The organism is Ruegeria sp. MALMAid1280, from assembly GCF_049195285.1.
Lineage (GTDB): Bacteria > Pseudomonadota > Alphaproteobacteria > Rhodobacterales > Rhodobacteraceae > Ruegeria.
On the sequence record NZ_JBMIRT010000049.1, the window covers coordinates 54,202 to 77,953 of the forward strand.

24 protein-coding genes, 1 tRNA gene and 1 riboswitch are annotated in these 23,752 nt (G+C 62.4%); of the genes, 7 read left to right on the forward strand and 18 right to left on the reverse strand.

Annotated features, from left to right (window positions below; genetic code table 11):
• Positions 1 to 33: 33 nt before the first annotated feature.
• The 6 genes from cobF to cbiE are packed head-to-tail and all read right to left on the reverse strand — an operon-like array spanning position 34 to position 5,162.
• The gene (gene cobF / locus ACOQFT_RS12025) at positions 34 to 780 is read right to left on the reverse strand and encodes a precorrin-6A synthase (deacetylating) (RefSeq protein WP_421598159.1); all 747 of its coding nucleotides are present in this window, start codon (positions 778 to 780) and stop codon (positions 34 to 36) included.
• Positions 773 to 1,501, reverse strand: coding sequence for a uroporphyrinogen-III C-methyltransferase (cobA, locus tag ACOQFT_RS12030; protein ID WP_421598160.1), 729 nt, complete (start codon positions 1,499 to 1,501; stop codon positions 773 to 775). Before cobA ends, cobF begins: the two co-directional genes overlap by 8 nt.
• Positions 1,498 to 2,814 carry a cobyrinate a,c-diamide synthase gene (locus ACOQFT_RS12035; protein WP_421598161.1) on the reverse strand — a complete coding sequence of 439 codons (1,317 nt, stop codon included), beginning with the start codon at positions 2,812 to 2,814 and terminating at the stop codon, positions 1,498 to 1,500. Before ACOQFT_RS12035 ends, cobA begins: the two co-directional genes overlap by 4 nt.
• Positions 2,807 to 3,601: a precorrin-4 C(11)-methyltransferase gene (gene cobM / locus ACOQFT_RS12040; protein WP_421598162.1), complete on the reverse strand. Its 795-nt coding sequence runs from the start codon at positions 3,599 to 3,601 to the stop codon at positions 2,807 to 2,809. Before cobM ends, ACOQFT_RS12035 begins: the two co-directional genes overlap by 8 nt.
• Positions 3,598 to 3,966 (reverse strand): cobalamin biosynthesis protein, encoded by a 369-nt coding sequence (locus ACOQFT_RS12045; protein WP_421598533.1) that lies wholly within the window; start codon positions 3,964 to 3,966, stop codon positions 3,598 to 3,600. Before ACOQFT_RS12045 ends, cobM begins: the two co-directional genes overlap by 4 nt.
• Positions 3,963 to 5,162: a precorrin-6y C5,15-methyltransferase (decarboxylating) subunit CbiE gene (gene cbiE, locus ACOQFT_RS12050; protein WP_421598163.1), complete on the reverse strand. Its 1,200-nt coding sequence runs from the start codon at positions 5,160 to 5,162 to the stop codon at positions 3,963 to 3,965. Before cbiE ends, ACOQFT_RS12045 begins: the two co-directional genes overlap by 4 nt.
• Here cbiE and ACOQFT_RS12055 point away from each other — a divergent pair.
• Positions 5,161 to 5,910 carry a cobalt-precorrin-6A reductase gene (locus ACOQFT_RS12055; protein WP_421598164.1) on the forward strand — a complete coding sequence of 250 codons (750 nt, stop codon included), beginning with the start codon at positions 5,161 to 5,163 and terminating at the stop codon, positions 5,908 to 5,910. The two genes, cbiE and ACOQFT_RS12055, sit on opposite strands and share 2 nt — an antisense overlap.
• Here the strand turns inward: ACOQFT_RS12055 and cobJ are convergent.
• From cobJ to ACOQFT_RS12095, 8 genes are all read right to left on the reverse strand, one after another.
• Positions 5,883 to 6,635 (reverse strand): precorrin-3B C(17)-methyltransferase, encoded by a 753-nt coding sequence (gene cobJ, locus ACOQFT_RS12060; protein ID WP_421598165.1) that lies wholly within the window; start codon positions 6,633 to 6,635, stop codon positions 5,883 to 5,885. The two genes, ACOQFT_RS12055 and cobJ, sit on opposite strands and share 28 nt — an antisense overlap.
• A complete protein-coding gene (locus ACOQFT_RS12065; protein ID WP_421598166.1) occupies positions 6,632 to 7,360 on the reverse strand; it encodes a precorrin-2 C(20)-methyltransferase in 729 nt (242 codons plus the stop codon). Before ACOQFT_RS12065 ends, cobJ begins: the two co-directional genes overlap by 4 nt.
• A complete protein-coding gene (locus ACOQFT_RS12070; protein ID WP_421598167.1) occupies positions 7,357 to 7,986 on the reverse strand; it encodes a precorrin-8X methylmutase in 630 nt (209 codons plus the stop codon). The genes ACOQFT_RS12065 and ACOQFT_RS12070 overlap by 4 nt, the downstream gene beginning before the upstream one ends.
• On the reverse strand, positions 7,986 to 9,113 hold the full coding sequence (locus ACOQFT_RS12075) for a cobalamin biosynthesis protein CobG (protein ID WP_421598168.1): 1,128 nt from the start codon (positions 9,111 to 9,113) through the stop codon (positions 7,986 to 7,988). The genes ACOQFT_RS12070 and ACOQFT_RS12075 overlap by 1 nt, the downstream gene beginning before the upstream one ends.
• Positions 9,110 to 12,403, reverse strand: a complete 3,294-nt coding sequence (gene cobN / locus ACOQFT_RS12080; RefSeq protein ID WP_421598169.1) for a cobaltochelatase subunit CobN — start codon at positions 12,401 to 12,403, stop codon at positions 9,110 to 9,112. Before cobN ends, ACOQFT_RS12075 begins: the two co-directional genes overlap by 4 nt.
• 3 nt (positions 12,404 to 12,406) lie before the next feature.
• Positions 12,407 to 13,462, reverse strand: a complete 1,056-nt coding sequence (gene cobW, locus ACOQFT_RS12085) for a cobalamin biosynthesis protein CobW (RefSeq protein ID WP_421598170.1) — start codon at positions 13,460 to 13,462, stop codon at positions 12,407 to 12,409.
• Entirely contained in the window at positions 13,459 to 13,839 is a 381-nt protein-coding gene (locus tag ACOQFT_RS12090; protein WP_170400121.1) for a DUF1636 family protein, read from the reverse strand. The genes cobW and ACOQFT_RS12090 overlap by 4 nt, the downstream gene beginning before the upstream one ends.
• A 94-nt stretch (positions 13,840 to 13,933) precedes the next feature.
• Positions 13,934 to 14,142: riboswitch (cobalamin riboswitch) on the reverse strand.
• Between the two features lie 72 nt (positions 14,143 to 14,214).
• On the reverse strand, positions 14,215 to 15,090 hold the full coding sequence (locus tag ACOQFT_RS12095) for a LysR substrate-binding domain-containing protein (protein WP_421598171.1): 876 nt from the start codon (positions 15,088 to 15,090) through the stop codon (positions 14,215 to 14,217).
• 103 nt (positions 15,091 to 15,193) lie between these two features.
• Between ACOQFT_RS12095 and ACOQFT_RS12100 the strand changes: the two genes are divergently transcribed.
• Positions 15,194 to 16,150, forward strand: a complete 957-nt coding sequence (locus ACOQFT_RS12100) for an NAD(P)-dependent oxidoreductase (protein ID WP_421598172.1) — start codon at positions 15,194 to 15,196, stop codon at positions 16,148 to 16,150.
• 43 nt (positions 16,151 to 16,193) lie between these two features.
• Here ACOQFT_RS12100 and ACOQFT_RS12105 read toward each other — a convergent pair.
• Positions 16,194 to 16,267, reverse strand: a tRNA-Cys gene (locus ACOQFT_RS12105).
• A gap of 227 nt (positions 16,268 to 16,494) precedes the next feature.
• Here ACOQFT_RS12105 and ACOQFT_RS12110 point away from each other — a divergent pair.
• The 3 genes from ACOQFT_RS12110 to ACOQFT_RS12120 all read left to right on the forward strand — a co-directional run bounded on the left by ACOQFT_RS12110 (position 16,495) and on the right by ACOQFT_RS12120 (position 19,469).
• On the forward strand, positions 16,495 to 17,148 hold the full coding sequence (locus ACOQFT_RS12110; RefSeq protein ID WP_421598173.1) for a protein-L-isoaspartate O-methyltransferase family protein: 654 nt from the start codon (positions 16,495 to 16,497) through the stop codon (positions 17,146 to 17,148).
• A gap of 96 nt (positions 17,149 to 17,244) precedes the next feature.
• On the forward strand, positions 17,245 to 18,663 hold the full coding sequence (locus tag ACOQFT_RS12115; protein ID WP_421598174.1) for a TolC family outer membrane protein: 1,419 nt from the start codon (positions 17,245 to 17,247) through the stop codon (positions 18,661 to 18,663).
• Positions 18,664 to 18,737: 74 nt separating this feature from the next.
• Entirely contained in the window at positions 18,738 to 19,469 is a 732-nt protein-coding gene (locus ACOQFT_RS12120) for a hypothetical protein (protein ID WP_421598175.1), read from the forward strand.
• A gap of 3 nt (positions 19,470 to 19,472) precedes the next feature.
• Here the strand turns inward: ACOQFT_RS12120 and ACOQFT_RS12125 are convergent, their stop codons facing one another.
• On the reverse strand, positions 19,473 to 20,930 hold the full coding sequence (locus tag ACOQFT_RS12125) for a cobyric acid synthase (RefSeq protein ID WP_421598176.1): 1,458 nt from the start codon (positions 20,928 to 20,930) through the stop codon (positions 19,473 to 19,475).
• A 60-nt stretch (positions 20,931 to 20,990) separates the two neighbouring features.
• Here ACOQFT_RS12125 and ACOQFT_RS12130 point away from each other — a divergent pair, with 60 nt between their 5' ends.
• Positions 20,991 to 21,560, forward strand: coding sequence for a cobalamin biosynthesis protein CobQ (locus tag ACOQFT_RS12130; protein ID WP_421598177.1), 570 nt, complete (start codon positions 20,991 to 20,993; stop codon positions 21,558 to 21,560).
• Between the two features lie 66 nt (positions 21,561 to 21,626).
• On the opposite strand, the gene ACOQFT_RS12135 is transcribed toward ACOQFT_RS12130, so the two are convergent.
• Positions 21,627 to 21,947: a DUF6280 family protein gene (locus ACOQFT_RS12135; RefSeq protein ID WP_037310273.1), complete on the reverse strand. Its 321-nt coding sequence runs from the start codon at positions 21,945 to 21,947 to the stop codon at positions 21,627 to 21,629.
• A 218-nt stretch (positions 21,948 to 22,165) separates the two neighbouring features.
• Between ACOQFT_RS12135 and efp the strand changes: the two genes are divergently transcribed.
• The gene (gene efp, locus ACOQFT_RS12140; RefSeq protein ID WP_170325421.1) at positions 22,166 to 22,729 is read left to right on the forward strand and encodes an elongation factor P; all 564 of its coding nucleotides are present in this window, start codon (positions 22,166 to 22,168) and stop codon (positions 22,727 to 22,729) included.
• 56 nt (positions 22,730 to 22,785) lie between these two features.
• Here the strand turns inward: efp and ACOQFT_RS12145 are convergent, their stop codons facing one another.
• Positions 22,786 to 23,730, reverse strand: coding sequence for an ABC transporter transmembrane domain-containing protein (locus ACOQFT_RS12145; protein ID WP_421598178.1), 945 nt, complete (start codon positions 23,728 to 23,730; stop codon positions 22,786 to 22,788).
• Between the last annotated feature and the right edge of the window lie 22 nt (positions 23,731 to 23,752).

Below are 23,752 nucleotides of genomic sequence, written 5' to 3' on the forward strand. Positions count from 1 at the left end.
TTTATTGATGACAGAGAACCGGGTGTGGCGCATTCACAATCCTGTGCGTTTTTGCAGCAGATAGATATCCATGATCCAGCCATGATCGGCACGCGCGCTGGTGCGGGTGTCCAGAATCTGCTGCGCCACGTCGGCCAGAGGCCCCTTGATCAGCAGTTCCTCTTTCATGCCCACATAAGCGCCCCACCAGATGTCATAGTCCTGCATCTCAAGGCTTTGGAACGAGCATTCACCGTCCAGCATAACCGCCACTTTCGAGGCGTTTACCGGCCAACCCTCATCCCGGATACGCCGACCAGTGGTGACAACATAAGGCGCGCCCAGATCATTGATCGGAATAGCATGAGCCGCCGTCAGTGCCTGCAGGGCGGTGATTCCCGGAATCACTCGGGTTTCCGGCTGCGGGTCCAACCGCGAGGCGATCCGCAGCGAGCTGTCGTATAGCGACGGGTCGCCCCAGATCAGCAAGGCCACATGTTGCGCCTCTGGGTGGGCTTGGATCGCCTCGTGCCAGCGCAGGGCAATCGCGTCGTGCCATTCGTCCACGCCACGCAGGTAACCATCGTCCGAACGGCGCTTGGGAATGTCAAAGTATGCAATCCGGGGCGGCGTGTCGGTCACGGCCCCGATGATCTCTTCGCGCAGCCCGGCAAGATCGGCCTTGTTCTCACCTTTGCGGGGGATCAGGATCAGGTCCGCATCACGGATCGCCTGCGCGCCCTGAAAGGTCACGTGATCCGGGTTGCCGGTGCCAATGCCGATCAGGGTCAGGTCAAACATCTTCAAACTCTGCCAGCGGGCCATAAAGGATCAGCGCCGGGGCGTTGCCGACCTCGATTGCCAGTTTTTCCGACAATGCGCCGATGGTCGCACGATGCAGCTTCTGGTCAGGGGTCGAAACAGATTCAGCCATCAGCGCGGGCGTGTCCAATGGCAGGCCATGCCCGTGCAAGGTCTTTACCAACAGGGGGAACGTCCGCTTGCCCATGAACACCACGGTTGTCGCATCCGGATCGGCCAACGCGGGCAGGTTCAGGTCTTCGGGCAGTTGGCCGCTGACATCATGACCCGTGACGAATTGCACCCGGCGGGCAGTCAGGCGTCGCGTCAGGGGAATTCCTGCCGCTGCCGCTGCGGCCACGGCTGACGGGATGCCCGGGATGATCTCATAGTCAATCCCGGCTTCGCGCAGGGCGACCAGTTCTTCTTCAAGCCGACCGAACAGCCCGCCATCGCCGGATTTCAGCCGCACGACGCGCGCGCCAGTCCTGGCATAGTCCACCAAAAGGCGGCTGACATGGTCCTGCTTGGGCGAGGGCCGCCCGGCGCGTTTGCCCACGCCAACCAGATCGGTGTCTTCGCGTGCGTGCTCCAGAATTGGGCCGCTGCTCAGGTCGTCAAAAAGAACTGCATCGGCCTTTTGCATCCGGTCGACGGCTTTCAGCGTCAGAAGTTCCGGGTCGCCGGGACCAGAACCGATAAAGGAAACGAAGCCGCTCATGCAGTGGCCTCCGCAATCAGGTGAAAGAAAGTGCCGGTGACGCTGCCGCGCACCGAGCCGGTTTGCGGGCCTTCGGCCCCTTCGGCATCAAAGACCCGCGCCAGCGGCGCATCAGGTTGCTCGACAATCGAGGAGTAGTGGAACTCATGCCCGCGCAGAGCCGCACCGGACGCATAGCCGGGTATCGGCGCCAACAGTTCCGCCTTGCGATAACCAAGGTTGAACTTGCGCTTTTCATACGAGGTCACCAACCCCAACAGGCCAGCCATCTGGTGCTGTACACCTTCCTTGTCGATCAGAGCCTGACCCAGAGCCATATACCCGCCGCACTCCCCGTGCACCGGCTTGGTTTCAGCGTGCTCGCGCAACCCGGTCAGAAAGGCTTCGGCTGCAGCCAGTGTCCCGGCGTGCAACTCGGGGTATCCACCGGGCAGCCAGACCAGATCGGCATCCGCTGCCGGGGCTTCATTCGCCAGCGGCGAAAACGGCAGAATTTCTGCCCCCGCCGCGCGCCAGCCTTCCAGCAAATGAGGATAGGTAAAGGAAAACGCGGCATCCCGGGCCAGCGCGATCCGTTGCGCCGGAGGGCGCGGCAGCGCGGCTGACGATGGCCCCTTCGGGCCTGAGGAAGCCGCCGCCTTGATCGCCTCCAGATCCACATGTTCACGAAGAAACGCCGCATAACCGGCAATCGCGCTTTCCAGATCGGGGTGCTCGATCGCCTGAATCAGGCCCAGATGGCGTTCTGGCAGGGTCAGGTCACCGCGACGGGGCAAGACGCCCAGAACCGGCAGGCCCGCACGCTCCATCCCCAGCCGCGTCAGGCGTTCATGCCGGGGGCTGGCGCAGCGGTTCAGGATCACACCTGCGAACGGCAGATCCGAGTTATACATCCGGAACCCCAGCGCCGTGGCCGCAGCCGATTGCGCCTGACCACCAACATCCAGCACCAGAACTACGGGCCATCCCATCCGCAACGCGGTCTCGGCGCTGGACCCATGTCCCAGCTCACCGGGTTTGGCGACGCCGTCAAACAGCCCCATCGAGCCCTCGGCGACCACGATATCCGCCCCTTCGGCCTGCGCCGAAATGGCGCTCAGCAGCGGGTCACCCATTGCCCAGCTGTCCAGGTTGAACGAGGCTCGTCCTGCCGCCGCCTGATGGAAGGCCGGGTCGATATAGTCCGGGCCGCTCTTGAACGGCTGAACGGTCAATCCGTCCTCGGCCAGCGCCCGCAACAGGCCCAGCATGACAGTGGTTTTACCCGTGCCCGAAGAGGGCGCGGAAATCAGAAGACCCGGAGGGTTAGTCATCACCGTGGCTCCAGCTCGACCACGGGCTGTCGGCGCTCTGTGGGCGGTAACGGCGGTCGTAGTCCTTGGAATACAGGCAGCTTTCGTCAAAGCCTTCACCGGCCAGCGCTGGCCCGACCATGATCAGAGCAGTGCGCGAGATGCTCTCGTCCAGCGATTTTTTCAGCGTGGCCAGCGTGGCGCGGATGATCCGCTCATCCGGCCAGCTGGCACGGTAGACGACAGCGACCGGGCAATCCGCGCCGTAGGCCGGGGTCAGGTCGGCGATCACCTTGTCCAGATTGCCGATCGATAAGTGGATCGCCAGTGTCGCACCGGTGCGGGCGAAGTTCTCCAGCGACTCGCCCTCGGGCATCGACGACGCACGTCCGGGCGTTCGGGTCAAAACCACCGACTGCGCCAATCCGGGCAGGGTCAGCTCGGTGCCAAGAGTGGCCGCCGCAGCGGCAAAGGATGGCACACCGGGGGTCACGCTGACCGGGATGCCCATCTGTTTCAGACGGCGAAGTTGCTCGCCCATCGCCGACCAGACCGACAGGTCTCCGGAATGCAACCGCGCCACGTCCTGACCGGCCTTATGGGCCATCTCGATCTCGGCCATGATCTGATCCAGATCCATCGGCGCTGTGTTGATGATCTTTGCACCCTCGGGGCAGTGGCCCAGAATTTCCTCGGGCACCAGCGACCCGGCATAGAGGCACACGGGGCACGACGCGATGATATCGCGCCCACGCAGGGTCAGCAGGTCGGCAGCGCCCGGTCCGGCACCGATGAAATGAACGGTCATGATTGTCCTCCGATGGCGATGGCGCAGGTTACTAGCCGGTCGTCCGAAATATGTCTGGGTGAGGTCAGCCGCGCGCCGGGGCCGGCGGCGGCAAGGGCGGATGCTTCGGCCACACTGCCGGTGCCATAGCTGGCGCGGCTGCGGTTCGAGCAGGTGAGGGTGCGCTGCCCGGCCAGATCGGCGGGTGCGATGAAATGCAGGGGCAGGGCGGTGGACGCCGCGAATTCGGTTAGCGCGGCGTGACCGTCTTTGTCGGCGACAGTGGCCAGCGCGTCGATGGCCTGACCCGCGCTGGCCCGATCGAAGGCTGCGCGCAGGCTGTCCACTGTGGCCGCCGATGAAAACCCCAAACCCGCGACGATCATAGTGTGACGCTCCATTGCACGACCGGGTAGGCGGATTTCCAACCTCGTCGAGGACCCAGCGGAGCGGCTTGCGCCAGCTCGATCCGCAGAAGTTCGCCGCCAATTTCCTCTTGCCATTGTGCGAGAAGGATTTCGCTTTCCAAAGTCACTGCGTTGGCGACCAATCGCGTACTTGTGGGCAGCATGTCGTACAGCCATTCAAGCAACGTGTAGCTGAGGCCGCCACCGATGAAGACAACATCCGGGAGGGCCAAACCATCCAGCGCATCCGGCGCGGTACCATGGACCACGTTCAGCCGGTCCTGTCCCAACGCATCGGCGTTGCGGCGGATACGCTCAGCACGATCCGCACGGGGTTCGATCGTGGTGGCCGTCAGTGTCGGGTCGCACATCAGCCATTCTATGCTGATCGAGCCCGTGCCGCCGCCGATATCCCACAGATGCTCACCCCGTTGCGGCGCCAACGCCGACAGCGTCAGCGCCCGCACCGGGCGTTTGGTAATCTGGCCGTCGGTCTCGAAAATCTCGTCCGGTTTGCCTGAGGCCTTCGGGAATGAGCGCCCTTCGCCCGCAACCTCAAGTCCGACACAAACAGGGTGGTCAAAGCCACCCAAAAGCGCTTCGGTAAGAGACACAGAACGCGATCTTTCGCGGGGGCCGCCAAGGGCCTCCATCACGTGCAGGGCGCTGTCTGCAAATCCTGTCTCGGTCAGATAAGTCGCCAGTTCCGCCACCGCTGCGCCGTTGCGTAATAACAGGATGGCACGCAGGCCGGGTGACAGATGTGGCCGCAGCCGGGTCAAAGGCGCGGCGTGCAGGCCAAAGGTCAACGTGCTTTCCAGCGGCCAGCCCAGCCGAGCGGCGGCCAGAGAAAAGGTTGACTGACCGGGCAGGGCAGCCCATTCCCCGGCCTCGAAATTGCGCGCGATGACCGAGCCTGCGCCGAACCAGAACGGGTCGCCGGACGCCAGAACTACGGTGGGTCGCCCCCGAAATTCGGTCAGGATCGGCAGGCCATCCGCGAACGGGACGGGCCATTCCACGCGTTGTGCGCCGGTCTCGGGCACCAACGACAGGTGGCGCGGTGGACCCATGATGATTTCAGCGCGTTCCAGTATTTGACGGCTTGCGGGTGGCAGGCCATCCAGTCCATCTTCGCCCAAACCCAGAACGGTCAGCCACGGAGCTTTATGCATGACACATCTCCTGATCCTTGGCGGTACTACCGAGGCCAATGCCTTGGCCCAAACTGTGGCCGAACAGGGCATTCCGGCCACCTATTCCTACGCCGGGCGCGTGGAAAATCCGCGTCCGCAGCCCTTGCCGGTGCGCGTCGGAGGATTCGGCGGTGCCAAGGGGTTGGCGAGCTATCTTCGCGACCACGCGGTGACCCATGTGGTTGATGCCACCCACCCCTTTGCCGCGCAGATGAGCGGAAACGCTGTTGCAGCGTGTCATGAAACTGGCGTGCCCCATGCCGCACTGACCCGCCCGGCATGGGATGCGCAGGACGGTGACCGGTGGCACCACGTCGCGGATATCAACGGCGCGGTGGACGCGTTGTCCGGTGCGCCGCAGCGCGTCTTTCTGGCCGTTGGACGAATGCATCTTGAGGACTTTGCTGCCCAGCCCCAGCATCACTATTTGCTGCGGCTGGTGGATGAGCCGGACGGCCTGCCATTGCCAAGCTGTGACGTCGTTGTTTCGCGCGGGCCGTTCACCGTTGCGGAGGATCAGGCGTTGTTGCAGCAGCATGGCATTGAACTGGTGGTGTCCAAGAACGCAGGCGGCACCGGCGCGCGCGCCAAGCTGGACGCAGCGCGGGCGCTTGGCGTGCCGGTGCTGATGATCGACCGTCCGGCCCTGCCGCAGCGGACCGAACTGTCGAATGTCGCGCAGGTTCTGGACTGGCTGGCTCATTCGGGCGTAAACCTCGGGGTGTAGACGATCGGGGTGCTGTCCCTTTCAATCACGCGGGTCAGGGATGAGCCGACGATGACCACGGTCTGCATGTCGGCCATATCCGGCGTGGCTTCGGCCAGCGTTGAAATCCGGATCGCTTCATCGGCGCGGGATACGGCGCGGGCGAACAGGATCAGGCGCTCGGGCTCGCATTCCTCGCGCAGGATTTCCAGCGTCTTCACAAATCCCTCGGGGCGGGATTTTGAGCGCGGGTTGTAGAACGCCATCGCGAAATCACCCTGCGCGGCAAGGCGCAGGCGTTTTTCGATCAGCGACCAGGGCTTCAGATTGTCGCTGAGGTTGATGGCGCAGAAATCATGCCCCAGAGGTGCGCCCGCCCGTGCTGACGCCGCCAGCATCGCGGTGATGCCGGGCAGTACGTCGATGGGGATATTGCGCCACTCGGAGGGGCCGTTCTCCAGCGCCTCAAACACCGCCGCGGCCATCGCGAACACGCCCGGATCACCCGAAGAGACCACAACCACGCGTTTCCCTTCGGCCGCCATCTGCAGCGCGTGCTGCGAGCGGTCGATCTCGACCCGGTTGTCACTGGCGTGCAGCGTCAGGCCGGGGCGCTCGGCCACGCGTGCGACATAGGGGATATAGCCAACGATATCCGTGGCCTCGGCCAGCGCGGCGGAAACCTCGGGCGTCACCAAGTCTTCGTTACCCGGTCCAAGGCCCGCGATCTTGACCCAGCCGCTCATGGCCGCCGCCCCTGACCGTGCACGATGATGATCGAGAAATAGGGGGTGACCTTTTCGCACGCTTCGGACAGTTTCGTCACCGTCTGGTTCGGCATCTGGGCAAATTCCACGATCCACGCCCGGTCATACAGTCCGGCCGTTTTCAGCGCCCGTTTCACCTTGTCGATATTGCGGCCGATCTTCATCACGACCAGAGCGTCGGTCTGTGCCATGCGCTGCGCCAGATCGTCTTCGGGCAGGGTACCGACCAGCACGGTCAGCACGTCGTCGCCCCAGGTGATCGGGTCGCCGGTCGCTGTCCAAGCACCGGACATGCCGGTGATGGCGGGTACGACCTCGATATCAGCTTCGTCGCGCAAGCGGCTGTAAATATGCATGAAAGAGCCATAGAAGAACGGGTCGCCTTCGCACAGGACCACCACGTCCTCACCCTGATCCGACAGGGTTTTCAGATGCGCGGCGCAGTCCTTGTAAAAGGCTGAGAGCAGCTCGTTATAGCGCGGATCGGTTACTGGGATTTCTGTGGTGACGGGGTATTCCATCGGGAATTCAACCGCGTCACCGGGGATCATGCCGTTGACGATTTTGCGCGCCTGACCGCTGCGGCCGGGCTTGCGAAAGAACGCCACGTGGCGGGCGTTTCGCAACAGGCGGTCGGCCCGGACGCTCATCAAGTCCGGGTCACCGGGGCCAAGGCCCACGCCGTATATCTTACCCGCGCTCATTCGGCGCGGCTCGCGATGGCGTTGACGGCGGCCACGGTGATGGCGCTGCCACCCAGACGGCCCTTGACGATACAGGACGGCACCGGCTGCGCCTCCCACAGGGCGTCTTTGGATTCAACCGCGCCGACAAAGCCCACCGGGCAGCCGATGATGGCGGCTGGGCGCGGGCAATCGGGGTCTTCCAGCATGTTCAGCAGGTGGAACAGGGCGGTCGGCGCGTTGCCGATGGCGACCAGCGCGCCTTGCAGATGCGGGCGCCACAGCTCCAGCGCAGCGGCAGAGCGGGTGTTGCTCATCTCGGCGGCAAGAGGGCGCACGCGTTCGTCATGCAGTGTGCAGATCACCTCGTTATCGGCAGGCAGACGGAAACGGGTCACGCCTTCGCTGACCATGCGCGCGTCGCACAGGATCGGCGCGCCGTTTTCCAGTGCAGTGCGGGCGGTTGCCACGAAACCCGGCGAGAAATGCACGAACTCTTCCAGCCCGACCATCCCGGCGGCGTGGATCATGCGGACGGCGACCTGCTCTTCGTCGGCGTCGAACCGGGCCAGATCGGCCTCGGACCGGATGGTGGCAAAGCTTTCTTTATAGATCGCGGCGCCGTCGGTTTCGTATTCATAGGGCATCAGGTGAAGTCCATGGTCATAAGTGTTTCTTCGGTCAGGCCGTGCTGGCAGGGCTCATCCCCCGCACGACCCTGTTTGACAAGATCAAATCGTCCGTTGTGGCCGACTAAAGTGACATCTGCAGTGCCCATCCGGGCGCAGCCCTTGGCGCATCCCGAGACGTGCAGGCTGCCGCTGACACGCGGCGCCAATGCGCGGGCGATGTCGCGGGTTTCAGCCTGCGCCTGCGGGCAAAACGGCGCGCCGGGGCAGGCGTCGGTGGTCATCAGCGGGTCGGTGCCGTCGGTGACAAAGGCCGAAGCAGGGATGGCCGCCCCGCCTTCCAGCAGGATCAGCCGCCACGGGGTGACCCGCAGGGCCGAGGCGCCGGTGTCTTCGATCAGGCCGAATAGACGCCGCGCAGGCAATTGGCCGAAGGTCGCGCCGTAAAGCCCGCCCAGCGCACAGGCGCCGGGTTGCAAAGGCGCGCCGACAGTTGCCGGGGCGCTGCCCTGCCAATCCTGCGGCAAGGCCTGCGCCGCAACCACCCGCGCCATGCGGCGTGTTTCAGGCGTGAAATGCTCGGCGAACCACTCAGCCAGAGCGATCACCCGGTCGATGGCGTCCGCTTCCGACACGCGGCATCCGGTTTCACACCCGTCTGCACGCAGGATCAGGCCGTCTGTACCTGTTTCAAGCCGAATATCCGCAGAATCCGCCGCCAGCAGGCGGGTAGAGCCCGTATCTATGGCAAAGCCGAATTTCGCAGGCAGGGCAGGCAGTTCGCCCAGCCGGTTGATCAGCTGTTGCGTCAACCGCGCGGTCAGGTCGCCTGTTTCGTACAAAGGTGACACAAGGATATTGCGCCGCACTTCTATGCCGGGCTCGGCATCCACCAGGTCCAGCGCCGCCAGTTCCGCAAGCAGGGGCTGATGATCGGCCTCTTTCACGCCTCGCAGTTGCAGGTTGGCGCGGTTGGTCAGGTCGATGGTGCCGTTGCCGAACCGTTCCGACAGCTCGCACAACCCTAGCGTCTGCGCGGCGCTCAGCCGGGCCAGTCGAGGACGCACCCGCACCACCAGCCCGTCGCCTGACATCATCGGACGGTGTGCTCCGGGGCACCAGCCCTGGACAACAGGCGCGCTCATCTCAGGCCCTCCAGATCGGCGCGGATCGAGTTTCGACGCGTGTTCCAAAGCCCGGCCTCCAACAGCGCCAGGAACCTGTCCTTCATGGCCCGATACGCCTGCGGGTTTGCTTCTTGCAAAAAGGCATCGACCTCGGCGTCGCCGAGTGTGGCATCGTGGTAGAGGTCGAAAAGGTGCGGTGCGACGGTACCCGACAGATGCGCAAACGAGGCCATGTGATCCAGCGTCGCCGCGATCTCGGCAGCCCCCCGGAAGCCGTGCCGCTGCATCCCTGCGATCCAGCCGGGATTGGCAGCGCGCGCGTGGACGACGCGGCTGATCTCTTCGGGCAGGGTGCGGGCGCGTGGGTTTTTCGGGTTGGTATTGTCCAGATGATACAGCTGCGCACTGCCGCCGGTGATCTTCTTGGCCGCTGCGAACCCGGCCTCATGTGTGGCATAGTCATTGGCCAGCAGTAGATCGGTCTCGGTGAGGTCCTGCAGGTGGACAAAACTGTCTGCATTGGCGACGCGCTGGGTGATACCGTCTTTGTCCTGCGCGATATGCTCGCCCTCCAGCGCGAAGGAACTGGCATCCAGCCACGCCTCACCGGCCTGCATGCGAGCCTCATCCGTATAGGTTTCGGACAGGTGGGTCATGTTCAGGCCGTAACTGCCGGGGGCCGGACCATAGACGCGGGCGGAAGGGGCCTGACCAGCGTAAGGGTTCCAGTCGGGTGCTTCATCGCGTTCGGACAGCGCCCGGACGGCCTGACCGAACAGCGCCGAGAGCGTCGGGAACACGTCCCGAAACAGGCCCGAGACCCGCAGCGTCACGTCCAGACGCGGGCGGCTGAGGTCGGTGATAGGCAGCACTTCGATGCCCGAGACCCGCTCGGACCCTTTATCCCAAACCGGTTTCACTCCCAGCAGGTGCAGGGCCATTGCAAATTCCTCGCCCGCCGTGCGCATGGTGGCCGAACCCCACAGGTCGACGATCAGGCCTTTGGGGTAGTCGCCCTCTTCCTGCAGGTGACGCCGCACCAGTTCCTCGGCCAAATTCACGCCCTGCGTGTAGGCGGCGCGGGTCGGAACCGACCGCGGATCGGTGGTATAGAGGTTCCGCCCGGTCGGCAGCACATCGGACCGGCCACGATAGGGGGAGCCGGACGGACCGGCCTCGATCCTTTTACCGGCCAGCGCATCGATCAGGGCGCGGCGTTCGGCATGGGCCGAGGGTGCGGGGTCGAAATTGCCGGTCACGTCCGGCACCCGGCCAAAGATGTGCAGGCCGTCGCCAAACTGGCTTTCCTTGATGTCGCAGACAAAGCGGTCGATGCGGGTGATCGCCTCGGCGGTACAGGTGGCCTGATCCAGACCCAGATCGCTTTCCAGTCCGATCGCCTGCGCCTCGTCGCGGATATCTTCCTGCAGGCGGTCGCGGCGCTTGGGGTCCAGCCCGTCGGCATTCGAGAACTCGTCCAGCAGCGATTCCAGTCGCACCATACGATCCGGCGTGCCGCTTTCCTTCAGCGCAGGCGGGATATGGCCCAGCGTGACCGCGCCGATTCGGCGTTTCGCCTGTGCGGCCTCGCCGGGGTCGTTGACGATAAAGGGGTAGATCACCGGCAGATCGCGGACCAGCGCCTCGGGCCAGCAATCGGCGGACAAGGCGACCGATTTGCCCGGAAGCCATTCCAGTGTTCCATGCGCACCGATATGGATCAGAGCATCCGCGCCCAATCCTTTGCGAAGCCAGAGATAGAAGGCCACATAGCCGTGGCGCGGAGTGCGTGACAGGTCGTGATAATCGTCATCGCGCAGTTCGGGCGTGCCGCGCTCCGGTTGCAGCGCAATCAGTGCCTTGCCACGGCGCAGGGCGGTAAAGTGGAACGCGCCATCCGCGAAGGCCGGGTCGCCTTCAGGGGCGGCCCACACTGTTTGCAGGTCCGCACGCAGTTGTTCCGGCAGGTCCGTCAACGCGGCGCGATAGTCTTCCAGTGACCAAGAAATGCGGGCGTCCAACAGGGTCCGGGCAATCGGTTCCGCAGGCGTAGTGTCATAACCTTCGCCCTGAAGATCAGACAGCATTGCCTCGGCCGAGGCCAACGCGTCGAGGCCAACCGCATGGGCCATCTGCCAATCCTTGCCGGGGTAGGTGGACAGCACCAGTGCGGGTACCTGCTCTGACCTGGGCTTGTCGTTCAGGTTCAGCCAGCCGCTGACCCGGTCGATGATGGCCTCGATCCGATCCGGTTCGGCCCTGTGGGCGAAACGAGAATATTCCAGATGCGGGTCGCGCGTGCCGGGTTCCTTGAACGAGGCAATGCCTGCTGAAATCCGGCCGTCCACCTCGGGCAATACCACATGCATGGCAAGGTCGGCAGGCGACAGGCCCCGTTCCGCCTCGGCCCAGACTTTGCGGCGCGAGGTGGCCAACGCGACCTGAAACACCGGCACATTCGCCGCGTCCAAAGGCGATGTGCCTGACGCGCCCCTGCCCGAGAAAGAGGTGGCGTTGATAATCGCCGACGGATTCAGCGCCACGACTTGTTCACGCAGCCACTCGGCGGCTGCCGGGGCTTTCAACGAGGGCGCGAAAAGCCCGACCGCGTCCAGCCCACGGTCCCGCAAGCTGCGGATCAGGGTGGCGACCGGAGCGGTGTCGGCCGAGGTCAGATAGGCGCGGTAGAAAGTGACGAGAATTCGTTTGCCTTTACCGCTGAACGCTGCGTCTGCCGGGATCACGCCACGATCCGGGCACCATGCGCCGCAATCCGGCAGGGTCTTCGCCCCCATCACCGGACCGGCATAGAGACCCGCTGCCAGCGCCATCTGCGCCAGTGCCGCCTGTGCCGCAACCTCTCCGCCGGTGTCGCACAGATGCGCCAGTCGACGCAGGGTCGAAACGGGCAGGGTGGAGTAGTCATCCAGCCGCGTGTCCTCGCGCCCATCCGCAGGCAGGACGGCCAGCGCAATGCCCTTCGCCTGCGCCAGTGCCAGAACCTGCTGCAACCCGTAAGACCAGTAAGGCACGCCGCCAATCAGGCGGATCAGAATGCCTTTGGCGCCCGCCAGCGTCTGCTCGACATAGGTGTCGACGGACAGAGGATGTTTCAGCGCCGTCAGGTTGGCCAGCCGCATCGTCGGCATCCGCCCCTCGACACCGCCACCGCGATGCCAGCCTGCCGCGAAAGCGCCAAGGTCGCTGTCGGAAAAAGACAGCACCACCAGATCCGCCGGGCTCTGGCCCAGATCGGTTGGGGTCTCGGTTTCTTCTAACCCGTGGCTTTCGCGGAAGACGACGTGCATGGCTTACTCGGCGGCCTCGGTCACACCAACAAGGATGTCGCGGATCGCGGTTTCCTTGATGTCGTCGTGTTCGGCGATGACCACCAGACGCGAGCGGCGCTCTTCACCCGGTTCCCACGGGCGGTCGTATTGGTGACGGACACGGGCGCCAACAGCCTGCACCAGCAAACGCATCGGTTTTCCCTGAACAGCGGCATAGCCTTTGACGCGCAGGATGTTCAGCTCATTGGCCAGTCGTTCGATCTTGGCGACCAGATCAGCGGGATCGGTCTGTTCCGGCAGTTCGACGATGATGCTTTCGAAATCGTCATGCTCGTGATCGTGGTGGCCGTCGTGATGCGAGGGGCGCGCATCCATGTCATCCTCGGCTGCAGCTTCCAGGCCCAGAACGACGCGCACGTCCACGGCGCCTTCGGCCACTTCGACGACGGGCAGGGGGCGCGGGGCTTCGGCGGCGATGATCTCTTTGGCCTTGGCCACACCCTCGGGACCGGCCAGATCGGGCTTGGTCAGCAGGATGATGTCGGCGCACGAGATCTGATCCTCGAACACCTCAGAAAGGGGTGTTTCGTGATCGATCGAGTCATCGGCCAGGCGCTGGGCGTCCACAGCCTCGACATTCGGGGCGAAACGACCTGCGGCGACGGCCTCGGCATCGGCCAGTGCGATCACGCCATCCACGGTGATTTTCGAGCGGATATCGGGCCAGTCGAACGCTTTCAGCAGCGGCTTGGGCAGGGCGAGGCCGGAGGTTTCGATCAGGATGTGATCGGGGCGCGGTTCCAGCGCCATCAGTGCTTCGATGGTCGGAATGAAATCATCGGCCACGGTGCAGCAGATGCAGCCGTTCGCCAGCTCCATGATGTTTTCCGCCGGGCAACCCGGGATGGCGCAGGATTTCAGGATGTCGCCGTCTACGCCCACATCGCCAAATTCGTTGACCACTACGGCCAGACGCTTGCCTTGCGGGTTTTGCATCAGGTGCTTGACCAGAGTGGTCTTGCCCGAACCCAGAAAGCCGGTGATCACAGTGACGGGGAGTTTCTCGAGATTGCTCATTTCAGGGCTCCAATCGGGGGAATGCGGGCCGCACAGTTTTTGCGGAAATGTTCGGGGCGCTCGCGCCATTTGACCAAACCGTCTTCGGTGGCGAGATACTTAGTGGCACCTTCGACGATGGTTTCGACATGGTCGTTTTCGTTGAGGTGTTCGTAAACAAAGGTCCAGCGATCCGGCCCACCGCGCAGCACGATGGAACAGCCTTCATCACAGTTTGACAGGCATTCCACGGCTTTCAGAGTGATGCCCTCGGGCAGATCCGCCTGTTCCAGCGCTTTGTGAAGCAAGGTGCCGGGCCGTTGCGCGTCGTCCTCGACGGGCAGGCCGCGGCGGCACGTGGTACAGACCAGCAGCTCGACGGGTGCGGTCTCGGTCATGTCTCTCATCCCCCCAAATCCTCATTGCGGGGGACGGGGTTTCATGCGGGCCACGTGTTGCGACATGGACCCGACACCGGAACACCCCGCCCGGTTTCATCTTCGGGTGCTGGCAGGTCTCCCGGCTTGAGGATGTCAGAGGCGGGCCTCTGTCGGATGTCCCGCCTTCCCGGCCTTTTGGGCCAGTGGCTGTGGGCACCCTCTCCGGTCACGGTCGCGGGGGCGGCTGCGTTTGACGGATGACCGCTGACGCATTCCCTTTTCATCCATCCGGGGATGGACACCAACGCAAGCGACATGCGGCACGGGCAGGGGCCTTGTCAAGCGCCAGACCGAGGTGGGAAACCCTTGGGACGAAAAAGCGACCAGCTTGTGTCAATCCGCGGCATCTGCTGCCAGCCGATCCCGCAACCACGCGCAGAACAAACCCGCCGCCGCTGTGGGCCGGGCAGCCCGTTGGGCGCTGACCAGATAATGCGACTGGGCAAAGGGAATCGCCGGACCCGCAATCGCAATCGGTGCACCCTGGCGGATCGCGTTTCTGGCGAACCGTTCCAGGATCGTTGCATATCCCGCACCGGCCATCACAAGTTGCAGCGCCGCCACCGTCGTATCCACCGAATATCGAGACGGTTGGCCGGGTGGCGCAGTGCCGATGGCTTGAAAATACTGCGCCCAGTTGTCCTCGTACCCAAGGATGTGAATCAGTGGCCCGTTATTCAGTTTCGGCGAACCGTGCCCGGCCCGGCAGACCGGGACCAGCTTTTCATCGGTAAGCTTCTCGGACCGCACCCCCGGCCAGTCGCCATACCCCAGCCGGATTTCCACATCCACATCGCCGGGCGTCCCGCTGTCGTTCCAGATGTGCGAGACCAGACGGACCGGAATATCCGGATGCCGGGTGGAGAAGTCCGGCAGTTCGGCGGCTATCCAATAGGTGGCGGCGGATATGGCCGCACGGATGGTCAGGGTCTGCCGTGAGGCCGGGCCAAACAAGCTGTTGGTGGACAGCGCGATATCGGTCAACGCCCGCCGCACCGTCAGCGAATAGGATTGTCCCAACTCAGTCAGTTCCAGCCGCCGCGCATTCCGGGTGAACAGTTTTTGCCCCAACTCGGCCTCGAGGGACCGAATGTGCAACGAAACCGCCGTCTGCGTCAGGCCAAGTTCTCGCGCGGTGGTGGTGAAATTCAGATGACGCGCAGCGGATTCGAAACTGCGTAGCCAAGCGGGATTAGGAAGGCGGTCCATCTATCACCAAAAAATTTTGCCCATAATGCGTGTTATTATTCATTTTCACTGTAGGCAAGCAACAGGGATACTTGGCGCAAACAGCGACCTTCGGGAGGGTGAAATGAAAGTCGGATTTATCGGTCTGGGAAATGTCGGCGGCAAACTATCGGGCTCGCTGCTGCGAAACGGAATTGATCTGACGGTCCATGACCTCAATCCCGATCTGGTGGCCGAATTCGTGGCCCAAGGCGCCAAAGCGGCCGAAAGCCCAACGCAGATGATGCGGGATTGCGATGCGGTTATCACCTGCCTGCCTTCCCCTGCCGCTTCGGATGCCGTCATGCAGCAGATGCTGCCAGAGGTCGGACCGGGCAAAATCTGGATGGAGATGTCGACCACCGACGAGGCCGAGGTCAAACGTCTGGGTGCGATGGTGATCGAACGCGGAGGCGCAGCCGTCGATTGCCCCGTGTCCGGCGGCTGCCATCGGGCTGCGACCGGCAATATCTCGATCTTTGCAGGCTGCGACCGCGCAACCTTCGAGCGGATTCTGCCGTTTCTAACCACGATGGGCCGCCGCGTTCTGCATACCGGAGACCTGGGCACGGCCTCGGTCCTCAAGGTTCTGACAAACTATCTGGCCACCGCCAACCTGATCACCTGCGCCGAGGCACTGGTGACCGCCAAGGCCGCCGGAATGGACCTCAACACCACTTACGAGGCGATCAAGATCTCGTCCGGCACCTCGTTTGTGCATGAAACCGAAAGCCAGGTCATTCTGAACGGATCGCGCGATATCTCGTTCACGATGGACCTGGTGAAAAAGGATATCGGCCTGTTCCAGGATGTCGCCGACCGCGCCGGAGTGCCGCTTGAGATCAACCCTGTGATGATCGAAATCATCGATGACGGCATCGCCCGTTTTGGCGAACGCGAACTGTCACCAAACATTATCAAGCGGTTAGAGGAGGCCACCGGCCTGAACATCACGGCCCCCGGTTTCCCGCCTCAGATGCTGGACGACGAGCCGGAAGAACCGGGTTACGAAGTGATCGCGCAGGGCCGACGGGCGGAATGACGCACCCAGCGTCCCATTTCAACCAGTTGCCGACGTAGAGGAGTGGAGGCGAGTACCGGAATCGAACCGGTGTACACGGATTTGCAATCCGCTGCGTCACCACTCCGCCAACTCGCCTTTTCAAATAAAATCAAATACTTGCCGTGGTGTGGCAGGCGTTTTAACACCTTTCGTCAGGGGCGTCCAGTGGGTTGATTGGAAAAATCCGTTCCCATCTGCCGCCATATTACACAGTGCGACACCAAGTTCCTGCGATCTGGCGAAACTTTCGACGCCAAGCCGTTGCCGGTTTCGTCTGGATATGGCACAAGCCGGACATACTTGGGACTAACATGAGCGATCCAATGACAGATTTCGCAACTCGGCGCCGCACGATGGTTGACACGCAGGTCCGACCCTCGGATGTCACGAAATTCCCCATCATTGATGCCATGTTGACCGTCCAGAGAGAGAACTTTGTGCCGGATTCTCAGCGCGAGGCCGCCTATGCCGAGGGCGTGATCGAACTGGGGAACGGACGCTGCCTGCTGGAGCCGCGGACGCTGGCCAAGATGCTGGACGTGCTGAACATCTCGAACGACGAGGTTGTTTTGGATATCGCCCCAGCGATGGGGTATTCCACCGCCGTCGCGGCGCGCATGGCGCAATTGGTCGTGGCCGTGGAAGAGGACGAAGCCCTCGCGGCCGAGGCGCAGACGATTCTGATGGAGGCGGACGCCGACAACGCGATCGTGCATGTCGGCCCGCTGGAGCAGGGCGCGACCGAGCATGGCCCCTATGACGTCATCATGATTCAGGGCGGCGTTGAGCAGGTGCCCGAGGCGCTGATCGCTCAACTCAAGGACCATGGGCGCATCGCCTGTCTGTTCGTGGAAGGAGAGCTTGGGACCGTCCGGATCGGGCATAAATCCGGTGGCCGGGTGACCTGGCGTCGTGCCTTCAACGCCAACGCCCCGGTTTTACAGGCCTTTTGCGCAGAGTGTGCATTTTCGCTATAATTCTCTCTCATATTATTCTGTTGCCTTGATTAGTTGAAAACAAACGCGCAAACTGCGCTCAGGGCAGCGTAATTTTGGTTTGAGAAGGATTTCGTTATGCGTTCATGGACGGGGGGGAAGTTTGTAAAGGCATTGGCACTGACTGCGGGTATCGCGTTAAGTGTCGTGCCGGGGCGAGCGGTTTGGGCTGATAACCTGACCGACGCGTTTATCGGGGCTTATAACACAAGCGGTTTGCTGGAACAGAACCGGGCGCTGTTGCGTGCGGCTGATGAAGACGTTGCGATCGCGCTTTCTGCACTTCGCCCGATCATCAACTGGGCGGTCGAAGTCAGCCAAGACTACACGCGGTCCTCAACGGACACTGGCGTGGTCAGGAATGAACCATCCAACTTTTTTACCGGACTCACGCTGAGCCAGCTGATCTATGATGGTGGCTTCTCGGTGTTGGGCAAGCAATCGGCGCAGGAAACGGTTCTGGCAACACGGCAAACCCTGCTGGACGTTGAACAGCAGGTCCTGTTCCGCGGTCTGAACGCCTATTTGGGTGTATTGCTGCAGGAAGAAACCGTACAGATTCGCCTGAACAACGTTGATGTGTCGGCCGAAGAACTACGGGCCTCGCAGGACCGCTTTGATGTGGGCGAGGTAACCCGTACGGACGTCGCGCTGTCCGAGGCGCAGCTGGCCAGCTCGCAAGCGGACCTTGCGGTTGCGCGTGGTAGCCTCAGCATTGCGCAGGCGGAATATGTCAATGCGGTCGGTAAAGCCCCCGGACGCACAGCGGGTCAGCCGAGCCTGCCGAATCTGCCGCGATCCGAGGGTGAAGCTGTTAGCCTCGCGCAACGCAACCACCCGGCCATTCAGGCAGCTCAGCACCAGGTGCGCGCGCTTGACCTGTTCGTGCAGCAGCAGCGTGCCAATCTTGGTCCGAATGTCAGGCTGAACGCTGATGCGGGTATCCGCGAAAGCTATGACAACGATGACAGCCTCGAAGATGCAACCATCGCACTGCGCCTCGAACAGCCGATCTATGCTGGTGGCCGACTGGCTGCCACGGTCCGCCGGGCAATGGCAACGCGGGATGCGTCGCGCGCCAACCTGCTGAACGTGCAGAAAGACATCACTCAGGGTGTCGCCGACGCATACGCCGCATTCCAGGCCGCGACTGCCAGCCTGAGAGCGTCGACCGAACGGGTCCGCGCCTCGCAGGTTGCGTTTGACGGTATCCGGGAAGAGGCAACGCTGGGCGCGCGGACAACTCTGGACGTGCTGAACGCTCAGCAAGACCTGCTGGACGCACAACTGGCCGAGGTCGCATCGCGCACCGAACGGTCCCGTGCTGCGTATCAGCTGCTGCAGGCGCAGGGCCTGTTGACGGCGGAACGTCTGGGTCTGGCAGTGCAGATTTATGATCCGACCCTCTACTACAACCTGGTGAAGAAGGCTCCGGCGCAGATCAGCCGGCAAAGCAGGGATCTGGATCGGGTCCTCAAAGCGTTGCGTCGCGACTAAGGGCCAATACTACCTGTTGTGAGGTCCGGTTTGTTTGGCTACACTCGATCCTGAGGATAGAGCGGTAGAGAACAATGACGGATAAAGTCGTAAAAGCGGGAATCGAGGACGTCCTGTCCTCGATTAAACGTCTGGTCACCGAAGACGACCGAAAAGCGCCGGGAATACTGGCGACGTCCCTTTCAAAAAAGCCTGGCAGGCTGGTTCTGACCGACGCGCTTCGAGTCAATGAACCGGCGGTGTACGAACGGCCTCAGCCAGGAAATAAGGAATCGGCCTACAAGGCCGAGGATTCCGTCAAGCCGATGCTTCTGCGGGCTTGCGATATTGTCAAACATGCCGAACCCGCCATCGAACAGCAAGAAAAGGCCGAGTCCGAAGACGGTCTTGCCGGCAGCCTGAGCGCCAAGATCGAAGCGCTGGAAGCCGCGATTGCGCGGACTGAAGATCAGTGGGAACCGGACGGTGAAAGCGACGACGCCTATTCAGGCACGCCAAACAGACCGCTTGCCTGGAGCGCCCGAGCTGAAACCAAAGAGGCCGGGGACGAAGGTGCCAAGGCCGAAGAGGCCGAGACCACGGCAACCTTTATCCGTGATCCAGACGCTGCGGCCTCTGCCAAGCCGCAGGCCCCCGAGACGCAACCCGACACTCTGACCATGGACGCGGATGCGCTGCGTGGCCTGATCGCTCAGGTCGTACGGGAGGAACTGCAAGGCGTTCTGGGCCAGCGCATCACCCGCAATGTCCGCAAAATGGTGCGGCGCGAGATTTACCGGGCACTGGCCGAGCGGGAACTGGATTAAGCCTCAGGGCTGTTTTGGCGGCCGGGCCAGATCCAGCAGGCGGTCCAGATCCATATGCCGTTCCAGATGGTCCGCCAGCGCGTCCAGTGTTTCCTCAACCCCGTCTTCGTATGACAGGTCCGAGGTCGCGCCCAGCTGTTGCAGATAGCGGGCGCGGAACGTATCGGACGAGAAAATACCGTGCAGATAGCTGCCCCGAATACGGGCAGTCTGGTCGGCAGCGCCTTCGGGACGGTTTTCGATCTCAAGCCATGCACGATCGCAATCGGGGCCTTCGGTCCGGCCCATGTGTATCTCGTATCCGGTGACCGGTTCCTTCTCGGGAACAGTGCTGGCCTTGCGCAGAGTGACCTGCTTTTCGCCGGCCATCATGGTGGTCACATCCAACAGCCCTAACCCCTCAACCGTGCCTGGGCGGCCGTCTACGCCATCGGGATCGGCAATGGTTTTGCCCAGCATCTGGTAGCCTCCGCACAGGCCCAGCACATGGCCGCCCCGGCGAACGTGGGCATAAAGGTCGATGTCCCAGCCTTGCGCCCGGAAATAGGTCAGATCGCCGATGGTGGACTTGCTGCCCGGCAGCAATACAAGGTCGGCATCGCCGGGCAGCGGGCGTCCGGCGGGGATGATCTCGACCGTGACGCCGGGTTCGGCGGACAGCGGATCGAGATCGTCGAAATTGGCCATCCGTTCCAGTTGCGGCACCACAACCTTGCAGGAACCGCCGCTGTGGGACCGTATGTCCATCATGTCCTCGGCGGGCAGTTTCCAGGCGTCGTGAAACCACGGCACAACGCCCATGCAAGGCCAGCCGGTGCGCGCGGCAATGTCATCGCGCCCTTCGTCGAACAACGAGACATCGCCTTTGAAACGGTTGACGGCAAAGCCGCGGATCATCTCCAGGTCGCCGGCTTCCAGAACCGCCTGCGTGCCCACGATCTGAGCGATCACGCCACCGCGGTGGATATCGCCGACCAGAACGACCGGCACGTCTGCGGCGCAGGCAAAGCCCATATTAGCGATGTCGCCCTTGCGCAGGTTGGTTTCAGCCGGGCTGCCTGCGCCTTCGATCAGCACCAGATCGGCGTCGCTGCACAGCCGGTCAAAGCTCTCCAACGCAGCGCCCAGCAGTTTGGATTTGTCCTTGCGGTAATCGCCCGCCTTCATGGTGCCCGCACGCTGGCCCTGAACGATGATTTGCGCACCGGTATCGGTTTCCGGCTTCAGCAGGATCGGGTTCATGTCAGTGTGGGTGGGACGCATGGCGGCGCGCGCCTGCAGGGCCTGTGCGCGACCAATCTCGCCCCCGTTTTCGGTCACGGCGGCGTTGTTCGACATGTTCTGCGGCTTGAACGGAGCCACCTTCAGTCCCCGCCGCGTATAGGCGCGCGCCAGCCCGGCGACCAAAACCGATTTTCCGACATTGCTGCCGGTGCCCTGAATCATGATGGCGCGAACCATAGCCGTCTCCTATACGTTGACGCGCAAATGACCTGATTTGAGCTCAAAGGGAAAGAGCGGATGAACACGCCCGCGCATCTTTTGATCGGTGCCGCTGCTTTTGCGCGTCCTGCGCGCGGGCGAATCTTAGCGGCGGCTGTGCTGGGGTCGCTGCTGCCTGACCTGTCGCTTTATGTGATGGCGGGGGTATCCTTGTTCATTCTGGGTATTCCCGAGCAGGTGGTGTTCGATCAACTTTACTTTTCGCCCGCGTGGCAGACGGTCTTCGCCATCGACAACTCGTTCTTTCTGTGGGCGTTTGCACTGGCGATCGGTCTTTGGCGCAAGTGGCGGGTCCTGATTGTCGCCGCTTCGGCAGGGCTATTACATCTGGCGATGGATTTCCTGCTGCACGCAGGGGACGGACGGCCGCAATTCTGGCCGCTGAGCGATTGGGTCTTTCACAGCCCGGTCAGCTATTGGGACAGCGCTCATCACGCGCTTTGGGTGGCACCGGTTTCCGTTGCGGTTTGTGCAGGGGGCTATGTTGTGCTGTGGAACAGGGGGCTGTCCGTGCCCGCGAAACTGTTCTTTGCTGCCCTGTTAGGGGCCGAAATCTGGGTCATCCGCCAATGGCTGCTGTTCTTTTGACAGGGTAAAAGAAAAACGCGCCCCGGAAGTCCGGAAGCGCGTTTTTTCCCTCAGAAGTCGCCTGATTTATGCGGCTTCTGCCTGCTGAGCGGCATTGCGGCGCTCGCTTTCTTCACGCGACAGCGCGACCGAGGTCCGCACGCCACGACCAACGAACTCCATCAGTCCGCTGACAACCCGCTCGTTCGGGTCAATACCCGCGCAGGACAGCACTTCGCGACCATCGCGCGAGCGCGCCCAGCGGGCAATTTGTTCCGGGCCATTGCCGTATTTCTTGTCATCGGCGATAGCGTCATCAAGTGCAGCCAAAACAACGGCCGCGAAAAGTTTGCGTGCACGATTGCCTTGCTCGTTGTTAAAGGCAGTGCCGTCAACGAAATCTCTCATCTCGTCTTCCTTGTTGTTCTTGCTCTTGCATTTTCGGCGTGACGGTTCTTATGACCTATTCGACGTGATTCGGATACAGCTAAAATGCATAGTTGCGTTGCGTCATGTGCATGGCTCGCTGCAAGTGCAGCACTAGGTCTCGTTGTCTTGTCAGGTGGTGTCCTGCCAGATATAGGGACGGGAACTGACGCATCAACCGTTTGTGAAGGATTTATGTAATGCCCAAGATAAATGGGAACGAAATTCGCCCCGGCAATGTGCTTGAGCATAACGACGGGCTGTGGGCCGCAGTTAAAGTTGACCACGTAAAGCCCGGTAAAGGCGGTGCTTTTGCGCAGGTCGAACTGCGCAACCTGCGCAATGGCTCGAAGCTGAACGAACGCTTCCGCTCGGCGGACAAGGTCGAGCGTGTACGCCTTGAGCAGAAGGATCAGCAGTTCCTGTACGAATCCGACGGGATGCTGGTGTTCATGGATTCCGAAACCTACGAGCAGATTGAACTGCCCGCCGAACTGCTGGGCGAGCGCCGCCCGTTTCTGCAGGACGGCATGACCATTGTCGTAGAATTTTACGAATCCGAGGCGCTGAACGCCACGCTGCCGCAAAAAGTGACCTGCAAGATTGTCGAGACCGAGCCGGTCGTCAAAGGCCAGACTGCTGCAAACTCGTTCAAACCGGCCATTCTGGACAACGGTGTCAAGGTCATGGTGCCGCCGTTCATCGGCCAGGATGAGATGATCGTGGTGAACACCGAGACCATGGAATATTCCGAGCGCGCGTAACCTCGCGTCTGTTCGGAACAGGGAAAGACCGCGCAGGCACCGGCCGCGCGGTCTTTTTAATGCCGGTCTTTTATATACCGGTAGCGTTCCGGGTGGGGGCCGAACAGTTCCATCATCAGCTCATATTTGATGCGGTTGGCGCTGACCTGCCGGTAAAAGGCGATCAGAAAGGCGGTAGGCCCTTGAATGCGGCTGAGACCGCTGGTGGCCGCAACCACGGTGCCGACATCCGTTCGTCCCTGCAGCACCAAATAGCCCCCCAGCATCAGGACGCCGACCGTGCCTGCGCCATTGATGACGCTTAGCAGGAATTTGGCCGACAGTTTCCACAGGAACATGCGGCGACGGGTTTCAAAGATATCGTCGAAATGGGCGTCGATATCGCGCACCACATCGTTGATATCTTCGATCGTCAGCTTGTCGGTGGCGTTGCGCAGAATGCGAACGCGCTCGGCCACGAAGATGTTCACCTTGCGCTGTGAGAACAGCACGATGACGATCTGCGGCACGATCATGGAAAAGGCGATCATGCCCAGGCCGGGCTGGGTTGATGAGATATAGCCGATCACGCTGATCAGCGTGCCGATCTGCACCACCGGGTCCGAGAACGCGCCCCCGGCAAACTTGCCCAACTCTTCCGCCTCGGCCGAGATGGCAGTGGTCATGGTGCCCTTGCGGACGGTTTCGCCCGTTTCACGGATGTCCGATGCGCGGACCAGCAGCCGCTGCCGGATCATGCGGATCATGTCCTCTCCCAGTGTGCCCGCGCGATAGCCCAGCAACCATTTCAGGGCGAGGCTCAGCAGGATGACCGACATCATGCCCGCGCCCAGATAGATCAGCCGCTCGGTGGCGATATCGTCTGTCGTGAGGTGATTGATGATGTCGCGCTGAAACTCCAGCGGGACCGCGGCCAGACCCGCGATGGCGATGGACAGGATAATAAGGACGATCTGCCGCCCGGCGCTGGCGCGCCAGATCGCTCGGTACAACTTGAACATATGCCACCCGGGTCTTTGAACT

Bases quoted from the DNA above. Each gene is read 5' to 3' on its own strand.
- cobA (WP_421598160.1), bottom strand. From the start codon at position 1,501: ATGAGCGGCTTCGTTTCCTTTATCGGTTCTGGTCCCGGCGACCCGGAA.
- ACOQFT_RS12090 (WP_170400121.1), bottom strand. From the start codon at position 13,839: ATGACCGAGACCGCACCCGTCGAGCTGCTGGTCTGTACCACGTGCCGC.
- ACOQFT_RS12110 (WP_421598173.1), top strand. From the start codon at position 16,495: ATGACAGATTTCGCAACTCGGCGCCGCACGATGGTTGACACGCAGGTC.
- cobF (WP_421598159.1), bottom strand. From the start codon at position 780: ATGTTTGACCTGACCCTGATCGGCATTGGCACCGGCAACCCGGATCAC.
- cobW (WP_421598170.1), bottom strand. From the start codon at position 13,462: ATGAGCAATCTCGAGAAACTCCCCGTCACTGTGATCACCGGCTTTCTG.
- cobN (WP_421598169.1), bottom strand. From the start codon at position 12,403: ATGCACGTCGTCTTCCGCGAAAGCCACGGGTTAGAAGAAACCGAGACC.
- ACOQFT_RS12145 (WP_421598178.1), bottom strand. From the start codon at position 23,730: ATGTTCAAGTTGTACCGAGCGATCTGGCGCGCCAGCGCCGGGCGGCAG.
- ACOQFT_RS12065 (WP_421598166.1), bottom strand. From the start codon at position 7,360: ATGAGCGCGGGTAAGATATACGGCGTGGGCCTTGGCCCCGGTGACCCG.
- ACOQFT_RS12125 (WP_421598176.1), bottom strand. From the start codon at position 20,930: ATGGTTCGCGCCATCATGATTCAGGGCACCGGCAGCAATGTCGGAAAA.
- cobM (WP_421598162.1), bottom strand. From the start codon at position 3,601: ATGACCGTTCATTTCATCGGTGCCGGACCGGGCGCTGCCGACCTGCTG.
- ACOQFT_RS12055 (WP_421598164.1), top strand. From the start codon at position 5,161: ATGACACATCTCCTGATCCTTGGCGGTACTACCGAGGCCAATGCCTTG.
- cbiE (WP_421598163.1), bottom strand. From the start codon at position 5,162: ATGCATAAAGCTCCGTGGCTGACCGTTCTGGGTTTGGGCGAAGATGGA.
- ACOQFT_RS12035 (WP_421598161.1), bottom strand. From the start codon at position 2,814: ATGACTAACCCTCCGGGTCTTCTGATTTCCGCGCCCTCTTCGGGCACG.
- cobJ (WP_421598165.1), bottom strand. From the start codon at position 6,635: ATGAGCGGCTGGGTCAAGATCGCGGGCCTTGGACCGGGTAACGAAGAC.
- ACOQFT_RS12070 (WP_421598167.1), bottom strand. From the start codon at position 7,986: ATGCCCTATGAATACGAAACCGACGGCGCCGCGATCTATAAAGAAAGC.
- ACOQFT_RS12120 (WP_421598175.1), top strand. From the start codon at position 18,738: ATGACGGATAAAGTCGTAAAAGCGGGAATCGAGGACGTCCTGTCCTCG.
- ACOQFT_RS12130 (WP_421598177.1), top strand. From the start codon at position 20,991: ATGAACACGCCCGCGCATCTTTTGATCGGTGCCGCTGCTTTTGCGCGT.
- ACOQFT_RS12135 (WP_037310273.1), bottom strand. From the start codon at position 21,947: ATGAGAGATTTCGTTGACGGCACTGCCTTTAACAACGAGCAAGGCAAT.
- ACOQFT_RS12095 (WP_421598171.1), bottom strand. From the start codon at position 15,090: ATGGACCGCCTTCCTAATCCCGCTTGGCTACGCAGTTTCGAATCCGCT.
- ACOQFT_RS12075 (WP_421598168.1), bottom strand. From the start codon at position 9,113: ATGAGCGCGCCTGTTGTCCAGGGCTGGTGCCCCGGAGCACACCGTCCG.
- ACOQFT_RS12115 (WP_421598174.1), top strand. From the start codon at position 17,245: ATGCGTTCATGGACGGGGGGGAAGTTTGTAAAGGCATTGGCACTGACT.
- ACOQFT_RS12100 (WP_421598172.1), top strand. From the start codon at position 15,194: ATGAAAGTCGGATTTATCGGTCTGGGAAATGTCGGCGGCAAACTATCG.
- ACOQFT_RS12045 (WP_421598533.1), bottom strand. From the start codon at position 3,966: ATGATCGTCGCGGGTTTGGGGTTTTCATCGGCGGCCACAGTGGACAGC.
- efp (WP_170325421.1), top strand. From the start codon at position 22,166: ATGCCCAAGATAAATGGGAACGAAATTCGCCCCGGCAATGTGCTTGAG.